This window comes from Streptacidiphilus sp. EB129 (assembly GCF_041262645.1).
Lineage (GTDB): Bacteria > Actinomycetota > Actinomycetes > Streptomycetales > Streptomycetaceae > Streptacidiphilus.
Map to the genome: position 1 here is coordinate 138,249 of NZ_JBGCCS010000004.1, position 22,006 is coordinate 160,254.

Annotated in this window: 19 protein-coding genes and 1 tRNA gene; 6 read left to right on the forward strand and 14 right to left on the reverse strand. The window is 71.9% G+C overall.

Annotated elements, in window-relative coordinates:
* The first annotated feature begins 35 nt into the window (after positions 1 to 35).
* Positions 36 to 674, forward strand: a complete 639-nt coding sequence (locus ABH925_RS06875) for a histidine phosphatase family protein (protein ID WP_370146135.1) — start codon at positions 36 to 38, stop codon at positions 672 to 674.
* 75 nt (positions 675 to 749) lie between these two features.
* Here the strand turns inward: ABH925_RS06875 and ABH925_RS06880 are convergent, their stop codons facing one another.
* Entirely contained in the window at positions 750 to 1,268 is a 519-nt protein-coding gene (locus ABH925_RS06880; protein WP_370146137.1) for a heme-degrading domain-containing protein, read from the reverse strand.
* Complete coding sequence (locus tag ABH925_RS06885; protein WP_370146138.1) at positions 1,265 to 2,332, reverse strand: Gfo/Idh/MocA family oxidoreductase; 1,068 nt, start codon at positions 2,330 to 2,332, stop codon at positions 1,265 to 1,267. The genes ABH925_RS06880 and ABH925_RS06885 overlap by 4 nt, the downstream gene beginning before the upstream one ends.
* 55 nt (positions 2,333 to 2,387) lie before the next feature.
* Here ABH925_RS06885 and ABH925_RS06890 point away from each other — a divergent pair, with 55 nt between their 5' ends.
* Positions 2,388 to 3,566, forward strand: a complete 1,179-nt coding sequence (locus tag ABH925_RS06890) for an ROK family protein (RefSeq protein WP_370146139.1) — start codon at positions 2,388 to 2,390, stop codon at positions 3,564 to 3,566.
* A 74-nt stretch (positions 3,567 to 3,640) separates the two neighbouring features.
* Here the strand turns inward: ABH925_RS06890 and ABH925_RS06895 are convergent, their stop codons facing one another.
* Positions 3,641 to 4,975: a tetratricopeptide repeat protein gene (locus ABH925_RS06895; RefSeq protein ID WP_370146140.1), complete on the reverse strand. Its 1,335-nt coding sequence runs from the start codon at positions 4,973 to 4,975 to the stop codon at positions 3,641 to 3,643.
* A gap of 300 nt (positions 4,976 to 5,275) precedes the next feature.
* Between ABH925_RS06895 and ABH925_RS06900 the strand changes: the two genes are divergently transcribed.
* A complete protein-coding gene (locus ABH925_RS06900) occupies positions 5,276 to 5,713 on the forward strand; it encodes a hypothetical protein (protein ID WP_370146141.1) in 438 nt (145 codons plus the stop codon).
* 66 nt (positions 5,714 to 5,779) lie between these two features.
* Positions 5,780 to 6,655 carry a spermidine synthase gene (locus ABH925_RS06905; protein ID WP_370146142.1) on the forward strand — a complete coding sequence of 292 codons (876 nt, stop codon included), beginning with the start codon at positions 5,780 to 5,782 and terminating at the stop codon, positions 6,653 to 6,655.
* 15 nt (positions 6,656 to 6,670) lie between these two features.
* On the opposite strand, the gene ABH925_RS06910 is transcribed toward ABH925_RS06905, so the two are convergent.
* The 8 genes from ABH925_RS06910 to ABH925_RS06945 form a co-directional block, all read right to left on the reverse strand.
* Positions 6,671 to 8,401 carry an ABC transporter substrate-binding protein gene (locus ABH925_RS06910; protein ID WP_370146144.1) on the reverse strand — a complete coding sequence of 577 codons (1,731 nt, stop codon included), beginning with the start codon at positions 8,399 to 8,401 and terminating at the stop codon, positions 6,671 to 6,673.
* A gap of 345 nt (positions 8,402 to 8,746) precedes the next feature.
* Positions 8,747 to 9,823, reverse strand: coding sequence for an ABC transporter ATP-binding protein (locus ABH925_RS06915; protein WP_370146369.1), 1,077 nt, complete (start codon positions 9,821 to 9,823; stop codon positions 8,747 to 8,749).
* 8 nt (positions 9,824 to 9,831) lie between these two features.
* Positions 9,832 to 10,989, reverse strand: coding sequence for an ABC transporter ATP-binding protein (locus ABH925_RS06920; protein ID WP_370146145.1), 1,158 nt, complete (start codon positions 10,987 to 10,989; stop codon positions 9,832 to 9,834).
* Positions 10,986 to 12,050 (reverse strand): ABC transporter permease, encoded by a 1,065-nt coding sequence (locus ABH925_RS06925; protein ID WP_370146146.1) that lies wholly within the window; start codon positions 12,048 to 12,050, stop codon positions 10,986 to 10,988. Before ABH925_RS06925 ends, ABH925_RS06920 begins: the two co-directional genes overlap by 4 nt.
* 5 nt (positions 12,051 to 12,055) lie before the next feature.
* Entirely contained in the window at positions 12,056 to 13,045 is a 990-nt protein-coding gene (locus tag ABH925_RS06930; protein WP_370146147.1) for an ABC transporter permease, read from the reverse strand.
* A 12-nt stretch (positions 13,046 to 13,057) separates the two neighbouring features.
* Complete coding sequence (locus ABH925_RS06935) at positions 13,058 to 14,224, reverse strand: LacI family DNA-binding transcriptional regulator (protein ID WP_370146148.1); 1,167 nt, start codon at positions 14,222 to 14,224, stop codon at positions 13,058 to 13,060.
* A 312-nt stretch (positions 14,225 to 14,536) separates the two neighbouring features.
* Entirely contained in the window at positions 14,537 to 14,815 is a 279-nt protein-coding gene (locus ABH925_RS06940; protein ID WP_370146149.1) for a hypothetical protein, read from the reverse strand.
* Positions 14,816 to 15,099: 284 nt separating this feature from the next.
* On the reverse strand, positions 15,100 to 16,653 hold the full coding sequence (locus tag ABH925_RS06945) for a GH1 family beta-glucosidase (protein WP_370146151.1): 1,554 nt from the start codon (positions 16,651 to 16,653) through the stop codon (positions 15,100 to 15,102).
* Positions 16,654 to 16,929: 276 nt separating this feature from the next.
* Here ABH925_RS06945 and ABH925_RS06950 point away from each other — a divergent pair, with 276 nt between their 5' ends.
* Both ABH925_RS06950 and ABH925_RS06955 read left to right on the forward strand, forming a co-directional pair.
* Positions 16,930 to 17,973 (forward strand): LacI family DNA-binding transcriptional regulator, encoded by a 1,044-nt coding sequence (locus ABH925_RS06950; RefSeq protein WP_370146152.1) that lies wholly within the window; start codon positions 16,930 to 16,932, stop codon positions 17,971 to 17,973.
* 142 nt (positions 17,974 to 18,115) lie between these two features.
* Positions 18,116 to 19,201 (forward strand): slipin family protein, encoded by a 1,086-nt coding sequence (locus ABH925_RS06955; protein ID WP_370146370.1) that lies wholly within the window; start codon positions 18,116 to 18,118, stop codon positions 19,199 to 19,201.
* A 121-nt stretch (positions 19,202 to 19,322) separates the two neighbouring features.
* Here the strand turns inward: ABH925_RS06955 and ABH925_RS06960 are convergent.
* The 3 genes from ABH925_RS06960 to ABH925_RS06970 all read right to left on the reverse strand — a co-directional run bounded on the left by ABH925_RS06960 (position 19,323) and on the right by ABH925_RS06970 (position 21,868).
* Positions 19,323 to 19,398: transfer RNA gene (locus tag ABH925_RS06960), tRNA-His, on the reverse strand.
* Between the two features lie 112 nt (positions 19,399 to 19,510).
* Positions 19,511 to 20,113, reverse strand: a complete 603-nt coding sequence (gene orn, locus ABH925_RS06965; RefSeq protein ID WP_370146153.1) for an oligoribonuclease — start codon at positions 20,111 to 20,113, stop codon at positions 19,511 to 19,513.
* Between the two features lie 342 nt (positions 20,114 to 20,455).
* Complete coding sequence (locus ABH925_RS06970) at positions 20,456 to 21,868, reverse strand: GlxA family transcriptional regulator (RefSeq protein WP_370146371.1); 1,413 nt, start codon at positions 21,866 to 21,868, stop codon at positions 20,456 to 20,458.
* Positions 21,869 to 22,006: the final 138 nt, after the last annotated feature.

Genomic DNA, 22,006 nt, shown 5'->3' on the forward strand with positions numbered 1-22,006 from the left:
GCGACACCGCACCCCCGCAGCCTGAAGGAGGCACCGTGCCCTCGCGCATCCTGCTGGTCCGGCACGGCGAGACCGAGTGGTCCGCGACCGGGCGGCACACCGGACGGACCGACATCCCGCTCACCGACGAGGGCCGTGAGATGGCCCGCCGCCTGGGCGACCGCCTCAAGCGAGAGCCCTTCGGCGGGCTGCCCGAGGCGGTGGTGCGCACCAGCCCGCTGTCACGGGCCCGCGAGACCTGCGAGCTGGCCGGCTTCGGAGACCGCGCGATCGACGTCCCCGACCTGCTGGAATGGGACTACGGGCAGTACGAGGGCCGGACCGGCCCGGATATCCGGCAGAGCGACCAGCCGGGCTGGCTGATCTGGCGCGACGGCGTCCCCGGAGGGGAGACCCTGGACCAGGTCGCGGCTCGCGTCGACGCGTTCATCGCCTGGACCGCGGAGCACGGCGGAGTACCCGACCCGGACACCACCACCATGCACTGCGCGGACAACGACGTGGTGGTCTTCGCCCACGGTCACCTGCTGCGCATCCTCACCGCCCGCTGGCTCGGCCTGCCGGCGACGCACGCGCAGCGCCTGAAGCTCGGCCCGGCCACACTGTCCATCCTGACCTGGGAGTACGGAGCCCGAGCCGTCGAGCTGTGGAACGACGGCTCACACCTCGCCTGAGTTCGCGCCTCGCCTGAGCCCGAACCTCGCCTGAGCCCGAACCTCGCCTGAGCCCGCATCTCGCCTGAGCCGCAGTCAGCTGGGCGCGTCGGCGAGGTAGCGCCGCAGGCCGTCGACCACCAGGCGGTGGTCCTCGACCTGCGGCAGTCCCGACACGGCGACCGTCCCCACCAGGCCCACGCCGCGTACCCGCAGCGGGAACGCTCCGCCGTGGGCGGCGTAGCGGTCCGGGTCCAGCCGCGACTTCTCCTCGAAGGTGGCGCCCTGGTCCCGGAAGCGCTGCCCGACCAGGTAGGAGGCGGCGTCGAAGCGGCGCACCACGCGGATCTTCCGCATGATCCAGGCGTCGTTGTCCGCGCTGGTCCCGGGCAGGGCGTAGTGGAACAGCTGCTGTTCGCCGCGCCGGACGTCCACGGTGACGGCGTGGCCGCGCTCGCGGGCGAGTTCGACCAGCAGGGCGCCGAGCTGCCAGGCGTCGTCGTTGCCGAACCGGGTGAGCTGCAACTCGGCCTCCTCTGCCTCCAGTTCGGAGACCGTGGGAGCGGTGCCGGCAGGTGGGCCGGACAGCGGGCGGGCCCCGGTGCCGGCCGTCACAGCGTGACCGTCCGGCCCTCGGTGGCCGAACGCCGGGCAGCCTCAAGGACGGCGAGCGCGGCCACCGCGTCGCGCGGCTCGACCGGCACCGGCGCCAGCCCGCGCAGCGCCTGCGCGACACCCGCGTAGTAGTCCTGGTAGGCGCCGGCCCGGGTCGGATACGGCACGACCGCGTCGCCCGCGCCGAGCAGGCCGTAGTCGGCGGAGGCGGTGACGCCCCAGTCCGCGTCGACGGGGGTACGGCCGGCCCGCAGCGCCGCTTCCTGGCCGTCCAGGCCGTCGCAGACGTAGGAACTCTCGGTGCCCAGCACCCGGAACCTCGGGCCGAGGCTGCCGGCGACGGCGCTCATCCACAGGTGGGAGCGGGTGCCGTCGGCGTGGGTGAGGGCGACGAAGGCGTCGTCGTCGGCCTCGGCGCCGGTGCGCCTGGCGTCCAGTTCGGCGTAGACGGAGGTGGCCGGGCCGAACAGGGTCAGTGCCTGGTCGACCAGGTGGCTGCCCAGGTCGTAGAGCAGGCCACCGGCCTCGGCCGGGTCGCCCAGTTCCCGCCAGCCGCCCTTGAGCTCAGGGCGCCAGCGCTCGAAGCGCGACTCGAAGCGGTTCACCCGGCCGAGCTTGCCGGACCGCACCAACTCGGCGACGGTGAGGAAGTCGCCGTCCCAGCGCCGGTTCTGGAAGACGCTCAGCGGCAGGCCGAGCTCCTCGGCCAGGGTGACCAGTGCCTGTGCCTCGGCGGCGCCGACCGCCAGCGGCTTGTCGACCACCACTGCGGCGCCCGCCCGCAGCGCGGCCGTCGCGGTGGGGGCGTGGCTGCGGTTGGGCGAGGCGATGACGACCAGGTCGAGACGCCGGTCCAGGGGCCGGTTCCAGAGCTGGTCGACACTGTCCAGGACGTCCGCGCCGGGGTGCTCGCGGCGGACCTGGGCCTGGCGGTCGGGGTTCGCGGTAACGACGGCGGACAGGGACAGCCCGGGAGTCGTGCTGATCAACGGGGCGTGGAAGACCGAGCCGGCGAGACCGTAGCCGACCAGGCCGACCCGCAGTGACGTGTCAGAAGTAGCCATACCTCCAGTTAAGCAACAGTGTGGATAAAGTGGCAAGCACCGTCATACTGGTCCGATGGACAGCCCTGCATCCGCCCCCGGCGCCAACCTCGCCGCGCTCCGCGACCACAACACCGCCGCCGTGCTGCGGGCGGTCAGGGCTGCGGGCGAGATCAGCCGGGTGGAACTCGCCACCGCGACCGGGCTCACCGCCCAGGCCATCAGCAAGATCGTGCTGCGGCTGACGGCGGCGGGCCTGCTCGCCGACGCCGGCCGCGGCCGATCCACCGGGGGCAAGCCGCGGACGCTGCTGCGACTCGTCCCCGACGCCCGCTGGGCGGTCGGCGCGCAGCTCGGCCGGGACGGGGTGACCCTGCTGCTCGCCGACCTGACCGGACGCGTGGTGACCTCGGCCGCCCTGCCCGCGGACATGGGCCGTCCCCCGGCCGAGGTGCTGGACCGGCTCGCCGCGCAGATCGAGGATCTGATCGACGGTTCGCCGGCCGGCGGCGCGGCGTCTGGTAATGCGGCGTCTGGTAATGCGCTGCCGGGTGGTGCGACCCCGCTGCCGCGTGAGCGGCTGCTGGGCGTGGGTGTCGCCAGTCCGGGGCCGCTGGACCAGCGCAGCGGGATCCTGCACCGGGTCACCGGACGCCCGGAATGGGACGGCATAGCCCTGGGCTCCGAGCTCGCGGCGCGGCTCGGCCTGTTGGTGGTGGTGGACAAGGACACCACGGCGGGTGTCCTCAGCCAGGCCGGATCTGCTGATCGGGCCTTCATCTATCTGGACGGCTGCTCCGGGCCGGGGACAGGGCCCGGAGCAGCGCTGGGTGCCGGTCTGGTGCTGGGCGGCCGGGTCCAGCGCGGGGCCAGAACCAACGCGGGTGAGTTCGGGCACCAGGTGCTGGACCCGGACGGACCGCCCTGCGCCTGCGGCAGCCAGGGCTGCCTGGAGGCGTTGTGCCGGACCGCCCTGGAGGCGGGCAGCGTTGATCGCGCGGCTCGTTTCCTGGGTGAGGGAATCGCCAATCTGGTCCGACTGCTGGATGTGGACGAGGTGGTGCTCGGCGGCAGTGCGGTGCTCGCCGATGCCGAGTGCTACCGGGCGACAGCCCTGGCCGTGCTGCGTGAGCGCCTGCCCGATCCCGACTGGCAGGGCGTCGACGTCTCCGTCGTCCGTGCCGGCGGTCAGGCGGTGGCACTGGGCGCGGCAGGTCTGGTGCTGGCCACCCTCTACGGTGACACCCCCGGTTGAGAGGCCTCCCTCGGACGGCGAGGGCCCCGGATGTCGAGGGGCCCGGATGTCGATGGGCCCAGATGTCGATGGGCTCAGACGGCGAGGGCTGCGTCGTAGCGGGTCACGAACTCCGAGACCTCGGGGACGCTTCGGTACGGGCGCAGTCGCCTGGCGGTGTCGCCGACCATGCCCCTGATCCTGGTGGACCGCACCTCGCCCAGGAGCGACACCACCGCGCAGCCGCTGTCCGCCGCCGCGGCCAACTCGCCCCGGCCGAGCTGATCGTGCGCCAGTTCGGCGGTGTACAGGGCCCGGTTGCGGACGAAGTGCGGGTTCTGCAGCTCTATCGCGGTCCGCGCGCAGGCCTCGGCCCGCTCCCACTCGCCGAGCGCCGACCAGCACTGCGATTCGATGCCGGACAGCTCGGCCTCCCCGTAGAAGCACATCCACTCCGGGTCGGCGTCGCTGGGGCCGGCCCCGAACAGCCGTTGCGCCAGTGTGAGCGAGCGCTCGCAGGCGCTGCGGTCCTGCAGCAGCGCCCACCCGCCGGCCTCGCGCATCGCCAGCAGCGAGCGCAGCCGTGCCGAGCCGAGGTTCAGCGCGGCCTGCTGGCCGGCCTGGGCGGCCCGAACCGCCTCGCGGGGGCGGCCGGAGTCGCGGGCCAGGAAGGCGCTGTTGCAGAAGGAGTGCGCCTCCAGCGCTGTGTCGTCGGCCATCCGCGCGGTGGCGAGGGCCTCGGCGTAGAAGGAGCGGGCGTCGGCCAGCCGGCCGGAGTCATGCGCGAGCCAGCCGACCGAGATGGCCAACTCGCCCGCCCCGGACTGGAGTCGCTGCTCCACACCGGGACCGTAGGAGTCGCTGTTGAGCAGTTGGTAGGCGGTCCGCAGGACGAGGCCCGCGCGGTCGTAGAGGGTGTCGCCGCCGTGGACGTCGTCCAGCAGGCGGATCTCCCGGACCGCTTCCTCGACGCGTCTGGCGTCGGCGGCGCCGACCTTGGTGTGGATCGGAACGGGGCCGGGGGACACGGCTCCGGGTGCCACTGCTCGGTCCAGGCCGAGCACGGTGGCCATGGCGGCGGGGCCGCCGGACAGGAACGTGCGTCGATGCACGTCGTCGTTCTCCTCGTGGTCTTCGGCAGGGGCGTCCAGAAGACTGCCTCTGCTGCGCCGTGCCTCCCGGCGGGGGACGAAGCCCAGCTCCTCCAGGGAGTAGCCGGGGAACATGTGCCGGAAGACGCGCTCGTACGCGTAGTTGGGACATTGGATCTCGCCCGACTCCACCCGCCCCACATAGCGCGCGTCGCACGAGACGACCTCGCCGATCTCGCGGGCGGCGCGCCGCACCGCCGCGGCGAACTCGCCGGCCGAGCGGTCGCCGCGGAGCCCGCGCATCACCGGGTTGTCGGAACGGTCGAGGGTGTCGGTCATTGGGGCCCCCTTCGTGCTTGCGGGTGCTTCGTGCGTGCGTGTGCGTGCCGTTGGGACGGCGGCTGGTTGGGACGCAGCCGCCTCGGAGGGCGACGGACGGCACGACAGTACCCTCTGCAACTAATCGAACACGTAGGGTTTCCCTACAAAACGGACATGCGGATGCTGATCTGCTATGAAATGCCATGCCCTGCCAGGGCTAATGGCCGTGGCTCGCGGCCCACCCGACGCGTTGTTCCTGGCACAGCCCGCTTCCACGGCTCGACGGCGAGTGGCGGCAGCGGCAACCGAGGAGGCGCCATGCTCAACGGGGGTTCGTACGACAGCGGCTCGACCATCGGCGGTTCGATCAGCGGCGACCCGACGGGCAGCGGCGACCCGGCGGGCAGCGGCGGTCCGGCCGGCAGTGGCGGTCCGTCCTGCGACCTGGTCACCGTGCCCGAACGGCAGGGCCTGGAGACCGTGGACATCCTGCGGCTGCGCGGGGCGTGCGGCCCGGTGCTGGTCGAGGACGAGGACTCGGCGGACTCGACACTCTCGTTCCTGGTTCCGGTCGGCGCCGCCGACGCCTGGCACCTGCCCGGCGGCTCCTGTACCCAGGCGCCCCCACCCGAGGACGACCGACACTGGCTGCTGCCGCCGTCCCCCGAGCGCCCACTGACCGATCCGGAGCTGCTGCGCGCCGCTCTGGGGGAGGCGGCCCGTACCCTGGCCGCCAGTGGTTCGGGCGGGTGCTGACCCGCCCGGACTGCGCGGAGCAGCCCTGACCAGCGGTTCCGCGGCACCCACCGGCATAATCGAGGGGTGGCCCGGAAAACGAAGACCAGTGCAGGCACCCCGGCCGGCGGCCGCGAGCGCACCGCCGAGCAGGTCGCTTCCGGGCTCGCCGAGATCGTCCCCGACCGGGACCGCCCGCACGCCTGGACGCTGCTGATCGACGGCACCCCGCAGTCGCACGTGGACCTGGACGACCCGACCCACCTGTCCTTCGAGTACCAGCGCCGGCTGGGGCATCTCGCCGACCTGGCCGACGTACCTCGCAAACCGATCACCACGCTTCACCTCGGCGGCGGAGCGCTCACTCTGGCCCGCTACATCGCCGCGACCCGGCCGCGTTCGCGGCAGCAGGTCGCCGAGATCGACACCCAGCTCACCGAACTGGTCCGCCGCGCCCTGCCGGTGGACCGCACCTGGCAGCTCCGGGTGCGCGGCGGCGACGCCCGCGACATCCTCAGCCGCAGCCCCGAGGGCCAGGCCGACCTGATCGTCGCCGACATCTACAGCGGTGCGCGGATCCCCGCGCACTGCGCCTCGGTGGAGTTCGCCCGGCTGGCGGCGCGGGCGCTGGGCCCGGGGGGACGCTATGCCGTCAACATCACCGACGGCGGTGCGCTGACCTTCGCCCGAGGGCAGGTGGCGACGTTGCGTGCGGTCTTCGCGGAGGTCGCGCTGATCGCCGACCCGACCGTGCTGCGCGGGCGGCGCTTCGGCAACCTGGTCCTGGTGGCGGCCCAACAGCCGCTCCCGGTCGACGAACTGACCCGGAGGATCGCCACCGACCCGTTCCCGGGGCGGATCGAGCACGGCCCCCGGCTGGTGGACTTCCAGGCAGGGGCCGTTCCGGTGCCCGACAGCGGAGCCGGCCCCTCACCCGTTCCGCCGCCGGGGGCCTTCAGCTGATCCGGCTGGTGCCGCTCACGAGGTGGGCGTCAGGTGCAGGATCAGGTACTCGTAGGCCTGGCTGTTCGGCGAGGGGTTGATGTAGGGGTTGTCCGAGGTGGGCCAGCCGGTGAAGTTGGCCGTGCTGTACTCGTACCAGGCGGCCCCGTAGAGCACCGGGACGGCCGGGACGTCGTCGGACATGATCTGCTGCAGGTCGTTCAGCGCCGACTGCTGCTGGTCCGCGCTGCCGGCGTTCTCGAACGCGCTGACCGCCGCGGTGGCCCCGGCGCTGGAGTAGCGGTCGAAGTCGCCGGCCGCGACCGATCCGATGGCGGCCGTGGTGCTCGGGTCCAGGATGAACTGCAGCCGCTGGAACGCGGTCACGCCCTGGCCCCAGTGCAGTGCCGCGTCGAACTTTCCGCTGGTGATGGCGCTGTTCCAGCTGTTGTAGTCGAACGCGCCATTGGCGCTGACGTCGAAGCCCTGGGCGTTGAGGTCCTTCACCATGGCCTGGGCGTCGCACCAGTAGTCACCGAAGGAGTTGGGGTCGATGATGCTGAACTTGATGGTCTGGCCGCCCTTGGTCCACTTGCCGCCGGATTTGGTGTAGCCGGCGCCGGTGAGCAGGCTGGTGACCTGGGCCGCGTCCGCGCTCGGCTGGAGGTCGCCGCTGAGCGGGGACGTGACCGAGGCCTGGTCGATCGGCAGGGTCAGCCCGCCCGACGAGGAGGCCGGCAGCTCGTAGACGGTCTCGCACTGCGTGGCCATCGCCTGCCGGTTGAGTGCGGCGCTGATCGCCTTGCGGACCGCGACGTCGCCGAGGGCCGGGGCACTGCTGCTCTTGTTGTTGAGCAGCAGTGACACCGTGTTGCCGGCCGGGAAGTAGGGCTTGGCGGTCTGGAACAGGTGGTTGTGGGCCGGGTCCTTGGCCACGAAGGTGGACTGGACGTTGCTGATGTCATTGCCGGTGAGGTCGATCTGTCCGGCGGCGAGGGCGAGCGTGGCGGCGTCATTGGTGGCGTAGGCGGGGAAGGAGATGGCCTTGACCTTCGGAGCACCGCCCCAGTAGCCGGGGTTGGCCTTGAAGGTGACGTTCTGCGAGCTGTACTTGTCGACCAGGTACGGGCCGGTGCCGATGGCGTCCTTGGCCAGGATGACCGCGGTGGCGGGGCTGCCGATGCCGGACCACTGGTGCTTCGGCAGGATCATGGTGTTGCCGATGGCCACGAAGTTCGACGCCTGGGGAGTCGCGAAGCTCATCACCACGGTGGTGGCGTCGGGCGTACTGACGCTGGTGGTGGCCGGGACGCCATTGGTGTTGGCGGCGGGGTTCCGCTGCAGCAGGTCGAAGGTGAAGGCCACGTCGTCGGAGCTGAACGCCTGGCCGTCGCTCCACTTGACGCCGGGCTGCAGCTGCATGGTCAGCGTCTTGTTGCCGTTCGACCAGGCGTAGCTCTTGCCGAGCCATGGAATCGGCGCCTGGTCGGACTTCAGGCTGTTGAACATGAACAGCGGCTCGTAGATCAGCGAGTTGGCGTTCTCGTTCGCGCCGAAGGAGTTGCCGTCGAGCGGGTTGAAGTCCTCGGTGAAGGTGGGGACCGGCTTGTCCTCGACGACGAGCGTCTTCGCGGCGGCGGAGCCGGGGCCGCCGGAGCCGGAGCTGCCGCCGCCCGGCGCGGAGGTTCCGGCGCTGGTGCAGGCGGTGAGGCCGAGGCCGACGACGGCGGCCAGGGCGAGCGCCGTGATGGTGGTGGTGCGACTCATTGCGTACGCTCCTTGTGTCCGGCCGACGGCGTCGGCCAGTGGTGAGCGACCATGGCGAGAGTGGTCATGGCGGTTGTGATCTTGGCTGGGTGGTTCCCTGCGGGAGCTGTGCGGGATCTGTTGACGCTGCTGGTACGGGTGACGGCGGTCGGGCCGATCGCCACGGACGAGTTGCACCTCGTCCGGGGTGGGCCCTACGGCGTCGGGGCAGCAGGTGGGCCCCGGCGCCGACCGGGTCTGGCTGGGTCTCCCATCTCCGACTCCTCTGCGATGTCCGGTGAAGCGGGTCGTGCGGGTCGTGCGAATGGTGCATGTGCTCCGGGTGGTGCGTTGTCGTGCGGCCGGCTAGCTCGGCCGGGTCGGCCGGGGTGCGGTTTCGGCGTCGTTGGCGTCTTCGGTGTCCTTGGTGTGCAGCCAGCAGGCGGCGACCTGCTCCGCTGCCACGGGGAGGGCGGGCGGAGTCCGCTCCTTGCAGATCGCCATCGCGAACGGGCAGCGCGGGTGGAACCTGCATCCGCTCGGCGGGTCGACCAGGCTGGGCGGTGATCCGCGCCCGCGCAGCACCGGCCGCTCGGTCCGGGCCGGGTCGGGCGCCGCGCTGAGCAGCAACTGGGTGTACGGGTGCGCGGGCGCGTCGGTGATCGTCGCGGCCGGCCCGGACTCCACGACCTGCCCCGCGTACATCACCACGACGGTGTCGGCGAGGTAGCGGGCCGACGCGATGTCGTGGGTGACGTACAGGATGGCGAGCCGCTCGCGCTCGCGCAGTTCGTCCAGCAGGTTGAGCACGCCGAGGCGGATCGAGACGTCCAGCATGGACACCGGCTCGTCGGCGAGCAGCACCCGGGGTTCCACGGCCAGCCCACGGGCGATGGCCACCCGCTGTCGCTGTCCGCCGGACAGTTCGTGCGGGAAGGCGTCGACGTAGCGCTCCGCCGGACTGAGGCTGACCCGCTCCAGCAGAGCCCTGACCCTGGCGTCCAGTTCGTCCCTGCTGCCGGGCCGGCGGTGCAGCTTCAGTGGCCGCTCCAGGTGGTGCCGGACCCGGTGCACCGAATTGAGCGAGGAGAACGGGTCCTGCAGGACGAGATGCACCTGCCGGGTGTAGGCGCGGCGGGCCCTGGCACTGCTGCCGACCGGCACGCCGTCGAGCAGCAGCTGACCGGAGGTGGGGGCGATCAGCTGGGTCAGCAGCCGGGCCAGGGTGGACTTCCCGGAACCGCTCTCGCCGACGACGGCGGTGACCGTGGCCTCGGGCAGCGCCAGCGAGATGTCCTCGACGGCGTGCACCACCTGGCGGCCGCCGCGGGTGGGGGTGAGCTGGTGGACCGGGAAGTGCTTGGTCAGATGCCGGGCCTCCAGGGCAGGGGTGCCCGGGCGCTTCGGCCCGTGGACGACGGTGGCGGTCGCGTCGTGGTGCAGGGTGGGCGTCACTGTTCGTCCCCCTCGGTCGTGGCCGGTGCGGCGGCTGGGATGGCGGCCAGCGCGGCGTCCGTGTCGGGGGCGGCGCCGGGACGGAGTGCGAGCGGCTCCGGCGGGGGTTGCGTGCCGTCCTGCAACCAGCAGGCGGCGACCCGGTCCTGAGCGCCGATCGGCTCATCGTGCGGGGACAGCAGTGCCGGCTGCTCGCTGTGGCAGCGGTCCATGGCGTAGCGGCAGCGCGGGTGGAACGCGCAGCCGCCCGGGAGCGCGGTGAGTGTGGGCGGGGAGCCGGGGATGCCCTCCATCCGGACCCGTTCGCCGTGCAGCGCGGGGAACGACTGGAGCAGGCCCAGGCTGTAGGGGTGCCGGGGGGTGTGGAACAGCTGCCCGGCGCCGGCGCGTTCGACGATCCGCCCCGCGTACATGATGGCGATGGAGTCGGCGAGTTCGATCAGCAGCGACAGGTCGTGGGTGATGAAGACGACGGCGAAGCCGAGACGCTCCCGGAGCAGCATCAGCTCTTCCAGGATCTCCCGCTGGGTGACCACGTCCAGCGCGGTGGTCGGTTCGTCCATGATGACGACCTGGGGTTCCAGGGCCAGCGCCATGGCGATCATCACTCGTTGGCGCATGCCGCCGGACAGCTCGTGCGGGTAACTGCGCAGCCGGTCGGGGCTGATGCCGACCATCCGCAGCAGTTCCACCGCGCGCTCGCGGCGGGCGGCCCCGTCCATCTGCCGGCGGTGAGCCTTGAGGACGTCGGTGAGCTGCGCGTCGATCCGGGCCACCGGGTTGAGCGCGTGCATCGCGCTTTGGAACACCACCGCCAGCTGTGACCAGCGGATCTGACGCAGCTTCGCGAGATCGGCGGCGAGCAGGTCGACGGTCTCGGTTCGCTCCCCGGCCGACCCCTGCGGCCGGTTGTGGAACAGGACGTCGCCGCCGCTGATCACCCCGGGGGCCCGCAGCAGCCGGGTCAGCGCATAGGCCAGGGTGGACTTGCCCGAGCCGCTCTCTCCGGCCAGGCCCAGCACCTCGCCGCGGTGCAGGGTGAGCGAGGCGTCGGTGACGGCGCGGACCGCAGAGCTGCCGACCCCGTAGTCGACGCAGAGCCCACGGACCTCCAGCACCGGCTCGGCCTTGACGGTTGCGCTGACGGCGCTCATGCGGCAGCGCCCTTCACGGCCTTCACGGCGGAGTCGTTCACGGCAGAGCCTTCCAGAGCGGTGCTGTCGCGCAGTACCGGGGTCAGTCCGAGGGTGTAGCGGACGCCCTTGCGATGCGTACGAGCGGACCGCAGCCGGGGGTTGATGATCTCGTCGATGCCGAAGTTCAGCAGCGCCAGCGCGATGCCGACCAGGGCCACGCAGAGCGCCGGCGGCGCGTACCACCACCAGTAGCTGTTGATGATCGCGCTCGAGGACTGCGCGGAGTTGAGCATGGTGCCCCAGGTGGGCGAGCTGGGGTTGATCACGCCGAGCCAGGAGAGCGAGACATAGGTGCCGATGCCGTAGATCACCGTGAAGATGAAGGAGGAGGCGAGGATCGGCAGCAGGTTGGGGAGCACCTCGACCAGGATGATCCGCGCCTTGCGTTCACCGATGACCCGCGCCGACTCCACGTAGTCCTGGTTGCGCAGCGCCATGGTCTGCGCCCGCAGCACCCGCGCTCCCCAGGCCCAGGCGGTGAGTGCGATGACCGCGCCGATCAGCAGCGGGTTGTCGGTGTTCTTCAGCGGGTGCATCACCACCAGCAGGATCAGCAGGCCGGGCAGGGCCAGGAAGATGTTGGACAGGATCGACAGCACCTCGTCCACCCAGCCGCCGAGGTATCCGGCGGTCACCCCGACCAGCACCGAGAGGCAGGTGGCGATGATCCCGGCCACGAACGCGATCAGCAGGGTGTCCCGGCCGCCGGCCAGTACCTGGGAGAAGATGTCGTGCTGCTGCTGGTCGGTGCCGAGCCAGTGGCTCGACGAGGGCGGCAGCGGGACGCTGGAGGTGGTGGACGCCTGCCAGTCCGGGGCGTGCGGCGCGATCATCGGGCCGAACACCGCGAGCAGGGCGAACAGCGCCAGCATTCCCGCGCCGACGACCACCTTGGGGGAGCGGGGTATTCGTGACCCGCGCCGGGCCCTCGGGACGGGTGTCGCGGCGGTGTCCCCGGCACCGGCGCCGGTACCGCTGCGGGGGGCTTCGGGTGGGGGCGCCACGGTGGGAGCAGCCATGGGTGTCAGGCCTCCTTGCGGGCGCGCGGGTCGAGGATCACGTAGGCGAGGTCTGCCAGCAGGTTCGCGCCGAGCACCGTGAAGGTGACGACCAGTAGGATCCCCTGCATCAGGGGGTAGTCGGCCGCGAGGACGCCCTCGTAGATCGCGTAGCCGACGCCGGGGTAGGAGAAGACGATCTCGGTGACGATCGAGCCGGTGACCACCAGGCTGATCGACAGGGCGAAGTTGGAGATGCTCGGCAGGATCGCGTTGCGCGCCGCGATGCCGACGACCTTCCACTGCGGCAGCCCCTTCGCCGCCGCGACCAGGACGTAGTCCTCGTCCATGGTGGTGATCATCATGTTGCGCATGCCGATGATCCAGCCCGCGACGGAGGCCAGGGCGACGGTGGCGGCCGGCAGGGTGCCGTGCTCGACCACGCTGGTGACGAACGGGCCGTTCCAGCCCTCGGTCAGGGTTGCGTAACGCCCCGTCTCATAGCCACCGGAGTAGGGGAACCAGTGCCAGTTGAACCCTGCGGTGATCAGCAGCAGCAGGGCCAGGATGAAGTACGGCACCGCCTGGAAGAAGGTGGCGACCGGCAGCAGCGCGTCCAGGACGCCGCTGCGCTTCCAGCCCACGACGATGCCCAGGGCCGTGCCCAGCAGGAACGCGACCACTGTGGCCGCGCCGATCAGGCCGATCGTCCAGGGCAGGTCACTGGCGAGGATCTGGGACACCGGCACCGACTTGGAGGTGGAGGTGCCCAGGTCGCCCTGGAACAGGTGGCCCAGATAGCCGAGGTACTGGGAGACCAGGCTCTGCCTGCTGTCCAGGCCGTACTGGGCGGTCAGCGCGGCGAGCTGGCTCGGGGTGATGTCGGCGGACTTGATGTTCGACAGCACGTTCTGCAGGGCGTCGCCCGGGAGCATCCGGGGCAGGAAGAAGTTCAGGGTCACGGCGGCGAACGCGGCCAGCGCGTAGAAGCCGAGGCGGCGCAGGATCGTGGTCAACGTCGGCTCCTCTCAGGAGATCTGGCGCCACACGGAGGGACGGGTGTCGGGCGGGCAGCCGCAGCTCTCGCGGCGGACCAGCTTGGTGGGCAGGACGAAGTCCGCGGCCGGGCCGCCCGGTACGCCGGTCGTCGGTGCCGTCGGTGCCGTCGGTGAGGGCGTTGCGGGGGTGGGCACTGTCGGGTCGGCAGTGATCATGCTGTGGAGGACCTCGAAGGCTTTGGCGCCGATCTCCTGGATGGGCTGGCGCACGGTGGTCAGCTGGGGTCGGAGGTGGCGGGCGAAGGGCAGGTCGTCGAAACCGGTGACGGCGACGTCACCCGGGACGTCGAGCCCGTGCTCGGCGAGGGCGTAGATGACGCCCAGCGCGGTCTGATCGTTGGCGCAGGCGATGGCCCGGGGGAGGGTCGCCCCCAGGGCGATCAGGCCCCGGATGATCTGCACGCCGCTGCCCGCCGAGTAGTCGCCCTGCCAGGCGGGCCCGGTCAGGCACTCGCCACCCAACGCGTGGACCTCGCCGGCGAAGGAACGGCCGCGGACGATGGTGTCCGGGCTGTCCGCGTGGCCGGCGATGAAGGCCAGCCGCCGGTAGCCGTGGTCCTGGACGAGGTGGCGGGCCATCTCCCGCATGGATGTGTCGCTGTCGCCGCGAACGTTGGCGACCGTCCCGCCGCCCGCGCCGGCCAGGGTGACCACCGGCACGCTACGGGCGATGCCGGCGATCCCGGCGGGGGAGAGCACCTGGTCGTGCAGGATCAGGCCGTCGCACTTGCCGGCGATGGTCATGATCCGGTTGGGCAGGGTGTGTTCGTCGATGTTGACCGAGCTGACGAGGAGGTCGTATCCGCGACGCTGCGCCACGATCTCGATGCCTCGGTTGATCTGGTCGCCGAAGAGCAGGCTCTCGGACTCGTCCTCGAACATGCCGCCGTCGTCGGTGCCGTAGACACGGCGGAAGACGACGCCGACGACCTGCTTGAGCCTGCTGCTCAGGGCACGGGCCGCGCCGTCGGGCACGAAGCCGAGCTCGCTGATCGCCTTCAGGACCCGGTCCCTGGTGGCGGGGCGGGGATTGTCCCGGCCGTTGAGGACACGTGACACGGAGGCGATGGAGACACCGGCGCGGCGGGCGACATCGTAGATCGTCGGCGTCGCGGCGGAGCCGGCACGTGCGTCCATCGGGCGTCCTCAGTTTCGGTGGTGAGTATCCGTAAGCGCTTACTTCCGGCGTTCTGGGATGAAGGTAGGGCTGGGTGCCCGCGGCCACAAGGGTGGATGACGCAGCCGTTACGGTGATGTGACTATTCTTCGGGAAGTGATGATGATCTGCCTCAACTCTGTTCAATAAATGAATGATTGAGACAAGGAAATGGTCCGGATGGGTGACTTACGAGGGCGTGATGCGTTCAGTGCATGGAAGCTCGATGGCAGGTTCGGGCACTCGATGCAGTGTCAGAAAGCGCTTACCGGCAGGGCGTGGCGACAACCGCCTCAGTGGCCGCGGGGCAGGCCGCGGTGCTTGTAGACGGCGATGCCGGTCAGCAGCAACCCCAGCGCGATCGGGACCATCCCGTCGGTGCTGTGGTGAGACGCGTGCGTGCGTGAGGGCGGCACGGCCTGTGCGGCCGGCCGCGTGCTCGGACGTGCGGTGCCGCGCACCTCGCACGGGACGGTCCAGCCGCACAGCAGCGCTGTCGCGACTGCGGCGGTCGCGGTGGCCGCGGCGGTCGCGGTGACGTGGGACCGTCGCCGTCCGGTCGGTGGGGGCATCACGGTGAACTCCCTGGAGGCGCTGGACGGGTGCCGCTGCACTGGGGATCTCGGCCGGGCATCCGCAGGGCGTGCTCACCCCTACCAACGACCGTCCCTACACGTCGTCACCGGTCACTCGCGCTGACGTGCGCGCCTCCGTCCATCCGTGTGTCGGCCCGTCTGCGTGTATCCACGTGTCTCCGTGTGCATCGGGGTGTGCGCCGCCCCGCCCCGGTACTCGCCAGCCCGGTCCGGGGCGGCGCCGGCTGCTCCGGCCGACGCCGCCCGTGGTCCCGGCGGGGTCAGGGTTCCGGCCGGGAGAGCGGGGGGTGCGGCGGGACGGGCGGGATCGCGCCGCGCCGGATCGTCTCGGCGTACCAGTGCGCGCTCGACTTGGGGATTCGTCGTTGTGTCGGGTAGTCGACGTAGACGGCGCCGAAGCGCTTCCCGTAGCCGTAGGCCCACTCGAAGTTGTCCATCAGTGACCAGAGGAAGTAGCCGCGGACGTCCGCCCCCTGGGCCATCGCGCTGTGGACGGCGGCCAGGTGGCCGTGCACGTAGGCGATCCGCGCGGGGTCGTGGACGACGCCGGTGGGTTCCAGGTGATCGTCGAAGGCGGCGCCGTTCTCGGTGACCATCAGCGGCAGTTGGGGGTACTCCCGGGTCAGCCGGACGAGCAGGTCGGAGAGGCCGGAGGGGTCGATGCTCCAGTTCATCGCGGTACGTTCGCCCGGCGGCTGGTGGAACAGCACGGACTCGGAGCCCGGCCAGGGGGAGTGCTCGCTGTCGCCGTGCCCGTCGTTCCGGGCCGCGCCGCCGCCCGGCTCCGAACCGGCGGACACCAGCGTCGGGTTGTAGTAGTTGACGCCCAGTACGTCGATCGGCGCCGAGATCGCCGTCAGGTCGCCGGGGCGGACCAGTGCCTCCCAGTCCACCAGGTGCGCGGCGTCGGCCCGCAGGTCCTGCGGGTACTCCCGGTCCAGCAGCGGCCCGAGGAAGATCCGGTTGCCGACGGCGTCGATCCGCCTGGCGGCGTCCAGGTCGGCCGGGCTCTGGCTGCGCGGGCGGACCTCGTGCAGGTTCAGGGTGATCGAGAGCTGCGCCGCCGGCCCGTTCGGCAGCGACGACCGCAGCGCCGCCACGGCCCTGCCGTGGCCCAGGTTGAGGTGGTGCGCGGCCCGGAGGGCGTCCCCGGGGTCGGTGCGCCCCGGGGCGTGCACGCCGGAGCCGTACCCGAGGAAGGCTGAGCACCACGGCTCGTTCAGGGTGGTCCAGTAGCGCACGCGGTCGCCGAGGGCGTCGGCGAGCAGTGCCGCGTACTCCCCGAAGCGTTCGGCGGTGTCCCGGCTCGGCCACCCGCCGGCGTTCTCCAACTCCTGCGGCAGGTCCCAGTGGTAGAGGGTGGCGACCGGGGTGATGCCGGCGTCGAGCAGTTGGTCCACCAGGTGTCGGTAGAAGTCGAGGCCGCGTTCCACGGCCGGTCCGTGTCCGGTCGGCTGGACCCGGGACCAGGAGACCGAGAACCGGTACGCGGTCAGTCCCAGCCGGGACATCAGCGTCACGTCGTCGCGGTAGCGGTGGTAGTGGTCGGCGGCGGTGTCGCCGGTGTCGCCGTTGTGCACCCTGCCGGGGGTGTGGCTGTAGGTGTCCCAGATCGACGGGGAGCGGCCGTCCTCGGCGGCGGCCCCCTCGATCTGGTAGGCGGCGGTGGCGGCTCCCCAGAGGAAGCCGGACGGGAAGCGGAGCAGTCCGTCCGATGCTGCCGCGACCGCCGGCGTCGGGTGGGCCGGCTCCGCCGCCGGTTTCCCGGTGGCGGTCGTGGCGGTGGTCGTGGTGAACGAGTGGGCTGCGGTCATACGGGAGCGCTCCGATGACTAGGTGCGGTGAGATGGTGTGGCGGCGGGCGCGGACGCGGGGCCGCTGCGTGGATATCGCGGGTGCGGATGGCCGCAGCGGGCGCGACGCGGATGGCGGGGGCCAGGGAGGAGCCGCAGAATGGTGCAACACTCTGGGAGCGCTCCCATATGCTCAGTCGCCATGGTCGTGCCTCCCTGTCGGGCTGTCAAGGAATGCCCCAGGGGCCAGGGCGTAGGGTGCGACCCGTGGCGGAGGGCTAGGAAGGGCGGCGCACCATGGTTGACTCCGGCGAACGGTCGGCCGGACGCGGTTCTGCCCGTCCCACGCTGGAGGCTGTGGCACGGCTGGCCGGCGTGGGCCGGGGAACCGTGTCGCGGGTGGTGAACGGCGCGCCCGGCGTGAGCGACCAGGCCCGCGCCGTGGTCGAGCGCGCCATCGCCGAACTCGGCTACGTCCCCAACCGGGCCGCCCGCACCCTGGTCACCAGCCGTACCGACGCCATCGCGCTGGTCATCCCGGAGACCGAGAGCCGGCTGGCCTCGGAGCCCTTCTTCGCCGAGGTCATCCGGGGCGTGGCGAGCGAGCTCTCCGACACCGAGATGCAGCTGCTGCTGATCCTGGTGCGGACCCAGCGGGAGCGGGACCGGCTGGTGGGCTATCTGAGCGGGCACCGGGTGGACGGGGTCCTGCTGCTCTCGGTGCACACCGAGGAGCCGATCGCGGAGCTGCTGGAGCGCACCGGTATGCCGGCCGTGCTCGGCGGCCGCCGTTCCGAGCGCGAGACGCTCAGTTACGTCGACCCGGACAACCTCGGCGGGGCCCGCGCCGCGGTCCGGCATCTGGCCGGGTCGGGCCGCGTCAGGATCGCGACGATCACCGGGCCGCTGGACATGGAGGGCGCGCGCAGCCGTTTCGAGGGCTACCGGCAGGGGCTGGCCGAGGCCGGCCTGACCGAGGTTCCCGAGCTCGTCGCCACCGGCGACTTCAGCGAGGAGTCCGGATCGCAGGCGATGGCGCGGCTGCTGGACGCCCGCCCCGACCTGGACGCGGTCTTCGCGGCCTCGGACCTGATGGCGGCGGGTGCGATGCGGGCGCTGCGGCAGGCGGGGCGACGGATTCCGGAGGACGTCGCGGTGGTCGGCTTCGACGACTCCGTCGTCGCCCGGCACACCGACCCGCCGATGACCACGGTCCGCCAGCCCAGCGAGGAGATGGGACGCACCATGGCCAGGCTGCTGCTGGAGCGGATCGCCGATCCGGACAGCCCCCGGCGCCGGGCCGTCCTCCCCACGGAACTGGTGCCCCGGGCCTCGGCCTGACCGAGTCGGAGGCTGGCCTCGGGGCCGCCGCGACGCGGATGCGGCGCGGCCACGCACATCTGTTCTGCTGGGCCCGCCACCGAGTAGCGTGGAGACGATGGTCACTGGTGGCTGTCGCTTTCCCTGACTCGGGGTGATGGCGATGCTCTTTCTGGACGTGTTGCTGGGGGCGCTGGGCGCAGGCGCGCTCTGGGTGGCCACCGGAGTCCGCGTGGTGCAGCAGTTCGAACGCGGAGTGGTGTTCCGGTTCGGCCGGGTGCACAAGTCGATCCGGCAGCCGGGGCTGACCCTGCTGATCCCGGTCGCCGACCGGCTGCGCAAGGTCAATGTGCAGATCATCACCATGCCCGTACCGGCACAGGAGGGCATCACCCGCGACAACGTCACGGTGCGGGTCGACGCGGTGGTCTACTTCAAGGTCGAGGACCCGGTGCTGGCCTCGGTGAACGTCCAGAACTACACCTTCGCGATGTCACAGGTCGCGCAGACCTCGCTGCGCTCCATCATCGGCAAGAGCGAGCTGGACGACCTGCTGGCCAACCGTGAGCCGCTGAACCAGGGCCTGGAGCTGATGCTGGACAGTCCGGCCATGGGCTGGGGCATCCGCATCGACCGGGTGGAGATCAAGGATGTGGCGCTGCCGGAGTCGATGAAGCGTTCGATGTCCCGTCAGGCGGAGGCGGAGCGGGAGCGCCGGGCCCGGATCATCACGGCGGACGGCGAGTTCCAGGCGTCGCGCAAGCTGTCCGAGGCGGCCGCGATCATGAGTTCCACGCCGGCGGCCCTGCAGCTGCGACTGCTGCAGACGGTGGTGGAGGTCGCGGCGGAGAAGAACTCCACGCTGGTGCTGCCCTTCCCGGTGGAGCTGCTGCGCTTCCTGGACGGGGCCACGCCGGACCATGCGAAGTCACCGCCGCTGGTGTCCGCGGCCGCTGCGGCGGCGGCCGCGTCGGCGCTGACGGCGGCCGTCGAGAGCCAGGCGGTCGAAGCCCGCGCTGCCGAGGAGAGGGCGGTCGAGGGGCTGGCGGCGGAAGCCAGGGCTCTGGCGGCGGCCGGGGCCGACGCGCCCGCGGAGCTGGAGGCGCTCGACAGGCTGGCGGACCCGGAGGTGCCCCTGCCCGACGTACCACCGCTGCCCGACGTACCCCCGCCGCCGGACGTGCCTGAGACGGAGGTGCCGAAGGTCGACCTTCCGGACCTGGACCTGCCCGAGCTCGGCGAGAACTGACCGGATCGGCGTGGCGAGAACCGACCCGCGGCCGTGCGCGGACCGGAGCCGCGTCCGGTCCGACCCAAACCGGGAACGACGTAGGGCCCCTGACCTTGTTGAAGATCAGGGGCCCTACTGATGGGGTGAGTGACGGGGCTTGAACCCGCGACACCTGGGATCACAACCCAGTGCTCTACCAGCTGAGCTACACCCACCATCTGTCCTGCGCTGTCGCGCTGACGGAGATAACTCTACAGGATCTGGATGGGTGCTCACGACCGGGTTACCGGATCGGATTCGTGCTCGCCGTCGACGCGTCCGGGCAGGTCAGGCCGGGGGCTGCTGGTGCCGCTCGGCGATGGCCCGGGCGGTGTCGCCGTCCGGGCCCGGCTGCGGCACGAACACGGTCTCGCGGTAGTAGCGGAGTTCGGAGATGCTCTCCCGGATGTCGGCCAGGGCGCGGTGGTTCCCCTGCTTCTTCGGGCTGTTGTAGTAGGCGCGCGGATACCAGCGGCGGGCCAGTTCCTTGATCGAGGAGACGTCCACGATCCGGTAGTGCAGGTGACTCTCCAGGGCCGGCATGTCGCGGGCCAGGAAGCCGCGGTCGGTGGCGACCGAGTTCCCGCACAGGGGGGCCTTGCCGGCCTCCGGCACATGCTCGCGGACGTAGGCCAGCACCTGCGCCTCCGCCTCGGCCAGGGTGAGGCCGTCGGCGAGCTCGTCCAGCAGGCCGGAGGAGGTGTGCATCTCCCGAACCACGTCGGGCATGGTCGTGAGCGACGAGGCCGGCGGGCGCACCACCAGGTCGACGCCGTCGCCGAGGATGTTCAGCTCGGAGTCGGTGACCAGAGCGGCGACCTCGATGAGGGCGTCCGTCTCCAGGCTGAGGCCTGTCATCTCGCAGTCGATCCAGACCATGCGATCGTTCACGTGGTTCACCGTCCTGGTGTGGGAGTGGGGTGTGGGCGCGTGGTGGTGCCGGGACCGGAGTGCCCCGCAGGGACGATCATCTGTCGGATTACGTCAGAGTCAAACCAGGCGAGGCCAGGCGGTCGCGTGGCGGGGCAGCAGTATGTGCCCGCACCACCGCCGAAAGCGGTGCTACGGGCACATCGGGCGTCGGCCCGGTCCGGTGGCGGCTGTGCTCCAACCAGCGGCAGCCGTGCTCCGAGCGAGCGGACGGAGCGAGCGGGTGGTGCGGGGCTGCCGGAGCGGGCGGCCGGAGCGTGCCGGGCTTCGGGCGGGCGCGTCACCGCGCCCGCCCCGTCCCGGCTACTCCGTCGAGGCGCGCCGGGACACCGCGGCCCAGGACGGGTCGGGGTGGGCGCCGCGAGCGGGCAGGGCTTCGGGGATCGCGGGTCCGGCGCTGCCGTGCCGCTCCCGGCTCCTGCCCCGGGTGTCGGCGGTTCGACCGTCCTCCGCGGCGGCGTGGTCGGCGGAGTCCGGCTGGCCGCCGTGGCCGCCCTGTCCGCCGTGCCGGCCGCGCCCGTTCGGCTGGGGCAGCCGTACCGCCTCGGTCCTGGCGTCACCGCCGGTCCCGCTGCCGGTCCCGACGTTGCCCGGTTGCGCCGGGATGACGCCGGAGGGCGGTGGCGGGCCCTGGGACGGGACCGAGGGGAGCGACGGGGCTGCCGGGATGCCGAAACCGTCCTCGCCCAGGGCTGCCCCCGCGGCGGCCGCACCGACTGGGCGGCGGGCCCGGAAGGTGCTCCGGTAGACGGCCGGCGACACCCCGAGCTGGCGTCGGAAGTGACCGCGCAGTGCGACCGGTGACCGGAAGCCGCAGCGCCGTGCCACCTCGTCCACCGATGCCTCGGTGGTCTCCAGTAGTCGCTGTGCCTGCAGCACCCGCTGCGAGATCAGCCACTGCAGCGGCGCACTGCCGGTGAGCGAGCGGAACCGGCGGTCGAAGGTGCGGCGGCTCATGTAGGCGCGGGCGGCCAGGGCCTCCACGTCGAACTGCTTGGAGAGGTTGTCCAGGGCCCAGGTCACGACCTCGGCGAGCGGGTCGTTGCCGATTTCCTCGGGTAAAGACCTGTCGATGTACTGGGCCTGCCCACCGGGACGGCGGGCCGGGACGACGAGTCGCCGGGCCAGGGCGGCGGCGGCCTCGGCCCCGTGGTCGGTGCGGACCACGTGCAGGCAGAGGTCGATCCCGGCGGCGGTGCCCGCGCTGGTCAGCACGTCGCCGTCGTCGATGAACAGCTCCCGCGGGTCCACCTGGACCTGCGGGTAGCGCTTGGCGAGCGTCGGCGCGTACATCCAGTGGGTGGTGGCCGGCCGCCCGTCCAGCAGCCCGGCTGCGGCGAGGACGAACGCGCCGGTGCACAGGCCGATGATCCTGGCCCCCTCGCGGTGGGCCTTGCGCAGCGCCTCCAGTGCTTCGGGGGGCGGAAGTTGGGCTGCGGAGCGCCAAGCCGGGACGACCACGGTGCCGGCCCGGGCGAGGGACTCAAGGCCGTGTGGGGCGGTCATGGTCAGTCCGCCGGTGGTGGCCAGCGGGCCGTCCTCGCCGGCGCAGACCAGCAGCCGGTACCTCGGGACGCCGGCGTCCTGCCGGTCCACGCCGAAGACCGAGATGGGGATGGAGCTCTCGAAGATGGGCCCGCCGCTGAAGAGCAGCACGGCCACGATCTCCGGGCGGCGGCGCCGGGAGAGCTTGCGAGCCGCTGACGAGGAGACCAGGGCTTCGCCCGGCGCGCCCTCGCCCCTGGGCACCGCCGCGCCGCGGACGGTGGCGCTGGAGGACGTGGAGGACGCCGCACCGTCCGCTGCTGCGGCGTTCCTGCTGACCCTGCTCAAGGCGCTCCGGCCCCCCTCGAT

What these genes read in the sequence shown, in the direction of transcription:
- ABH925_RS06890 (WP_370146139.1), top strand. Translation starts at nt 2,388, where the DNA reads ATGGACAGCCCTGCATCCGCCCCCGGCGCCAACCTCGCCGCGCTCCGC.
- ABH925_RS06935 (WP_370146148.1), bottom strand. Translation starts at nt 14,224, where the DNA reads ATGGACGCACGTGCCGGCTCCGCCGCGACGCCGACGATCTACGATGTC.
- ABH925_RS06950 (WP_370146152.1), top strand. Translation starts at nt 16,930, where the DNA reads ATGGTTGACTCCGGCGAACGGTCGGCCGGACGCGGTTCTGCCCGTCCC.
- ABH925_RS06900 (WP_370146141.1), top strand. Translation starts at nt 5,276, where the DNA reads ATGCTCAACGGGGGTTCGTACGACAGCGGCTCGACCATCGGCGGTTCG.
- ABH925_RS06910 (WP_370146144.1), bottom strand. Translation starts at nt 8,401, where the DNA reads ATGAGTCGCACCACCACCATCACGGCGCTCGCCCTGGCCGCCGTCGTC.
- ABH925_RS06920 (WP_370146145.1), bottom strand. Translation starts at nt 10,989, where the DNA reads ATGAGCGCCGTCAGCGCAACCGTCAAGGCCGAGCCGGTGCTGGAGGTC.
- ABH925_RS06945 (WP_370146151.1), bottom strand. Translation starts at nt 16,653, where the DNA reads ATGACCGCAGCCCACTCGTTCACCACGACCACCGCCACGACCGCCACC.
- ABH925_RS06885 (WP_370146138.1), bottom strand. Translation starts at nt 2,332, where the DNA reads ATGGCTACTTCTGACACGTCACTGCGGGTCGGCCTGGTCGGCTACGGT.
- ABH925_RS06940 (WP_370146149.1), bottom strand. Translation starts at nt 14,815, where the DNA reads ATGCCCCCACCGACCGGACGGCGACGGTCCCACGTCACCGCGACCGCC.
- ABH925_RS06895 (WP_370146140.1), bottom strand. Translation starts at nt 4,975, where the DNA reads ATGACCGACACCCTCGACCGTTCCGACAACCCGGTGATGCGCGGGCTC.
- ABH925_RS06925 (WP_370146146.1), bottom strand. Translation starts at nt 12,050, where the DNA reads ATGGCTGCTCCCACCGTGGCGCCCCCACCCGAAGCCCCCCGCAGCGGT.
- ABH925_RS06955 (WP_370146370.1), top strand. Translation starts at nt 18,116, where the DNA reads ATGCTCTTTCTGGACGTGTTGCTGGGGGCGCTGGGCGCAGGCGCGCTC.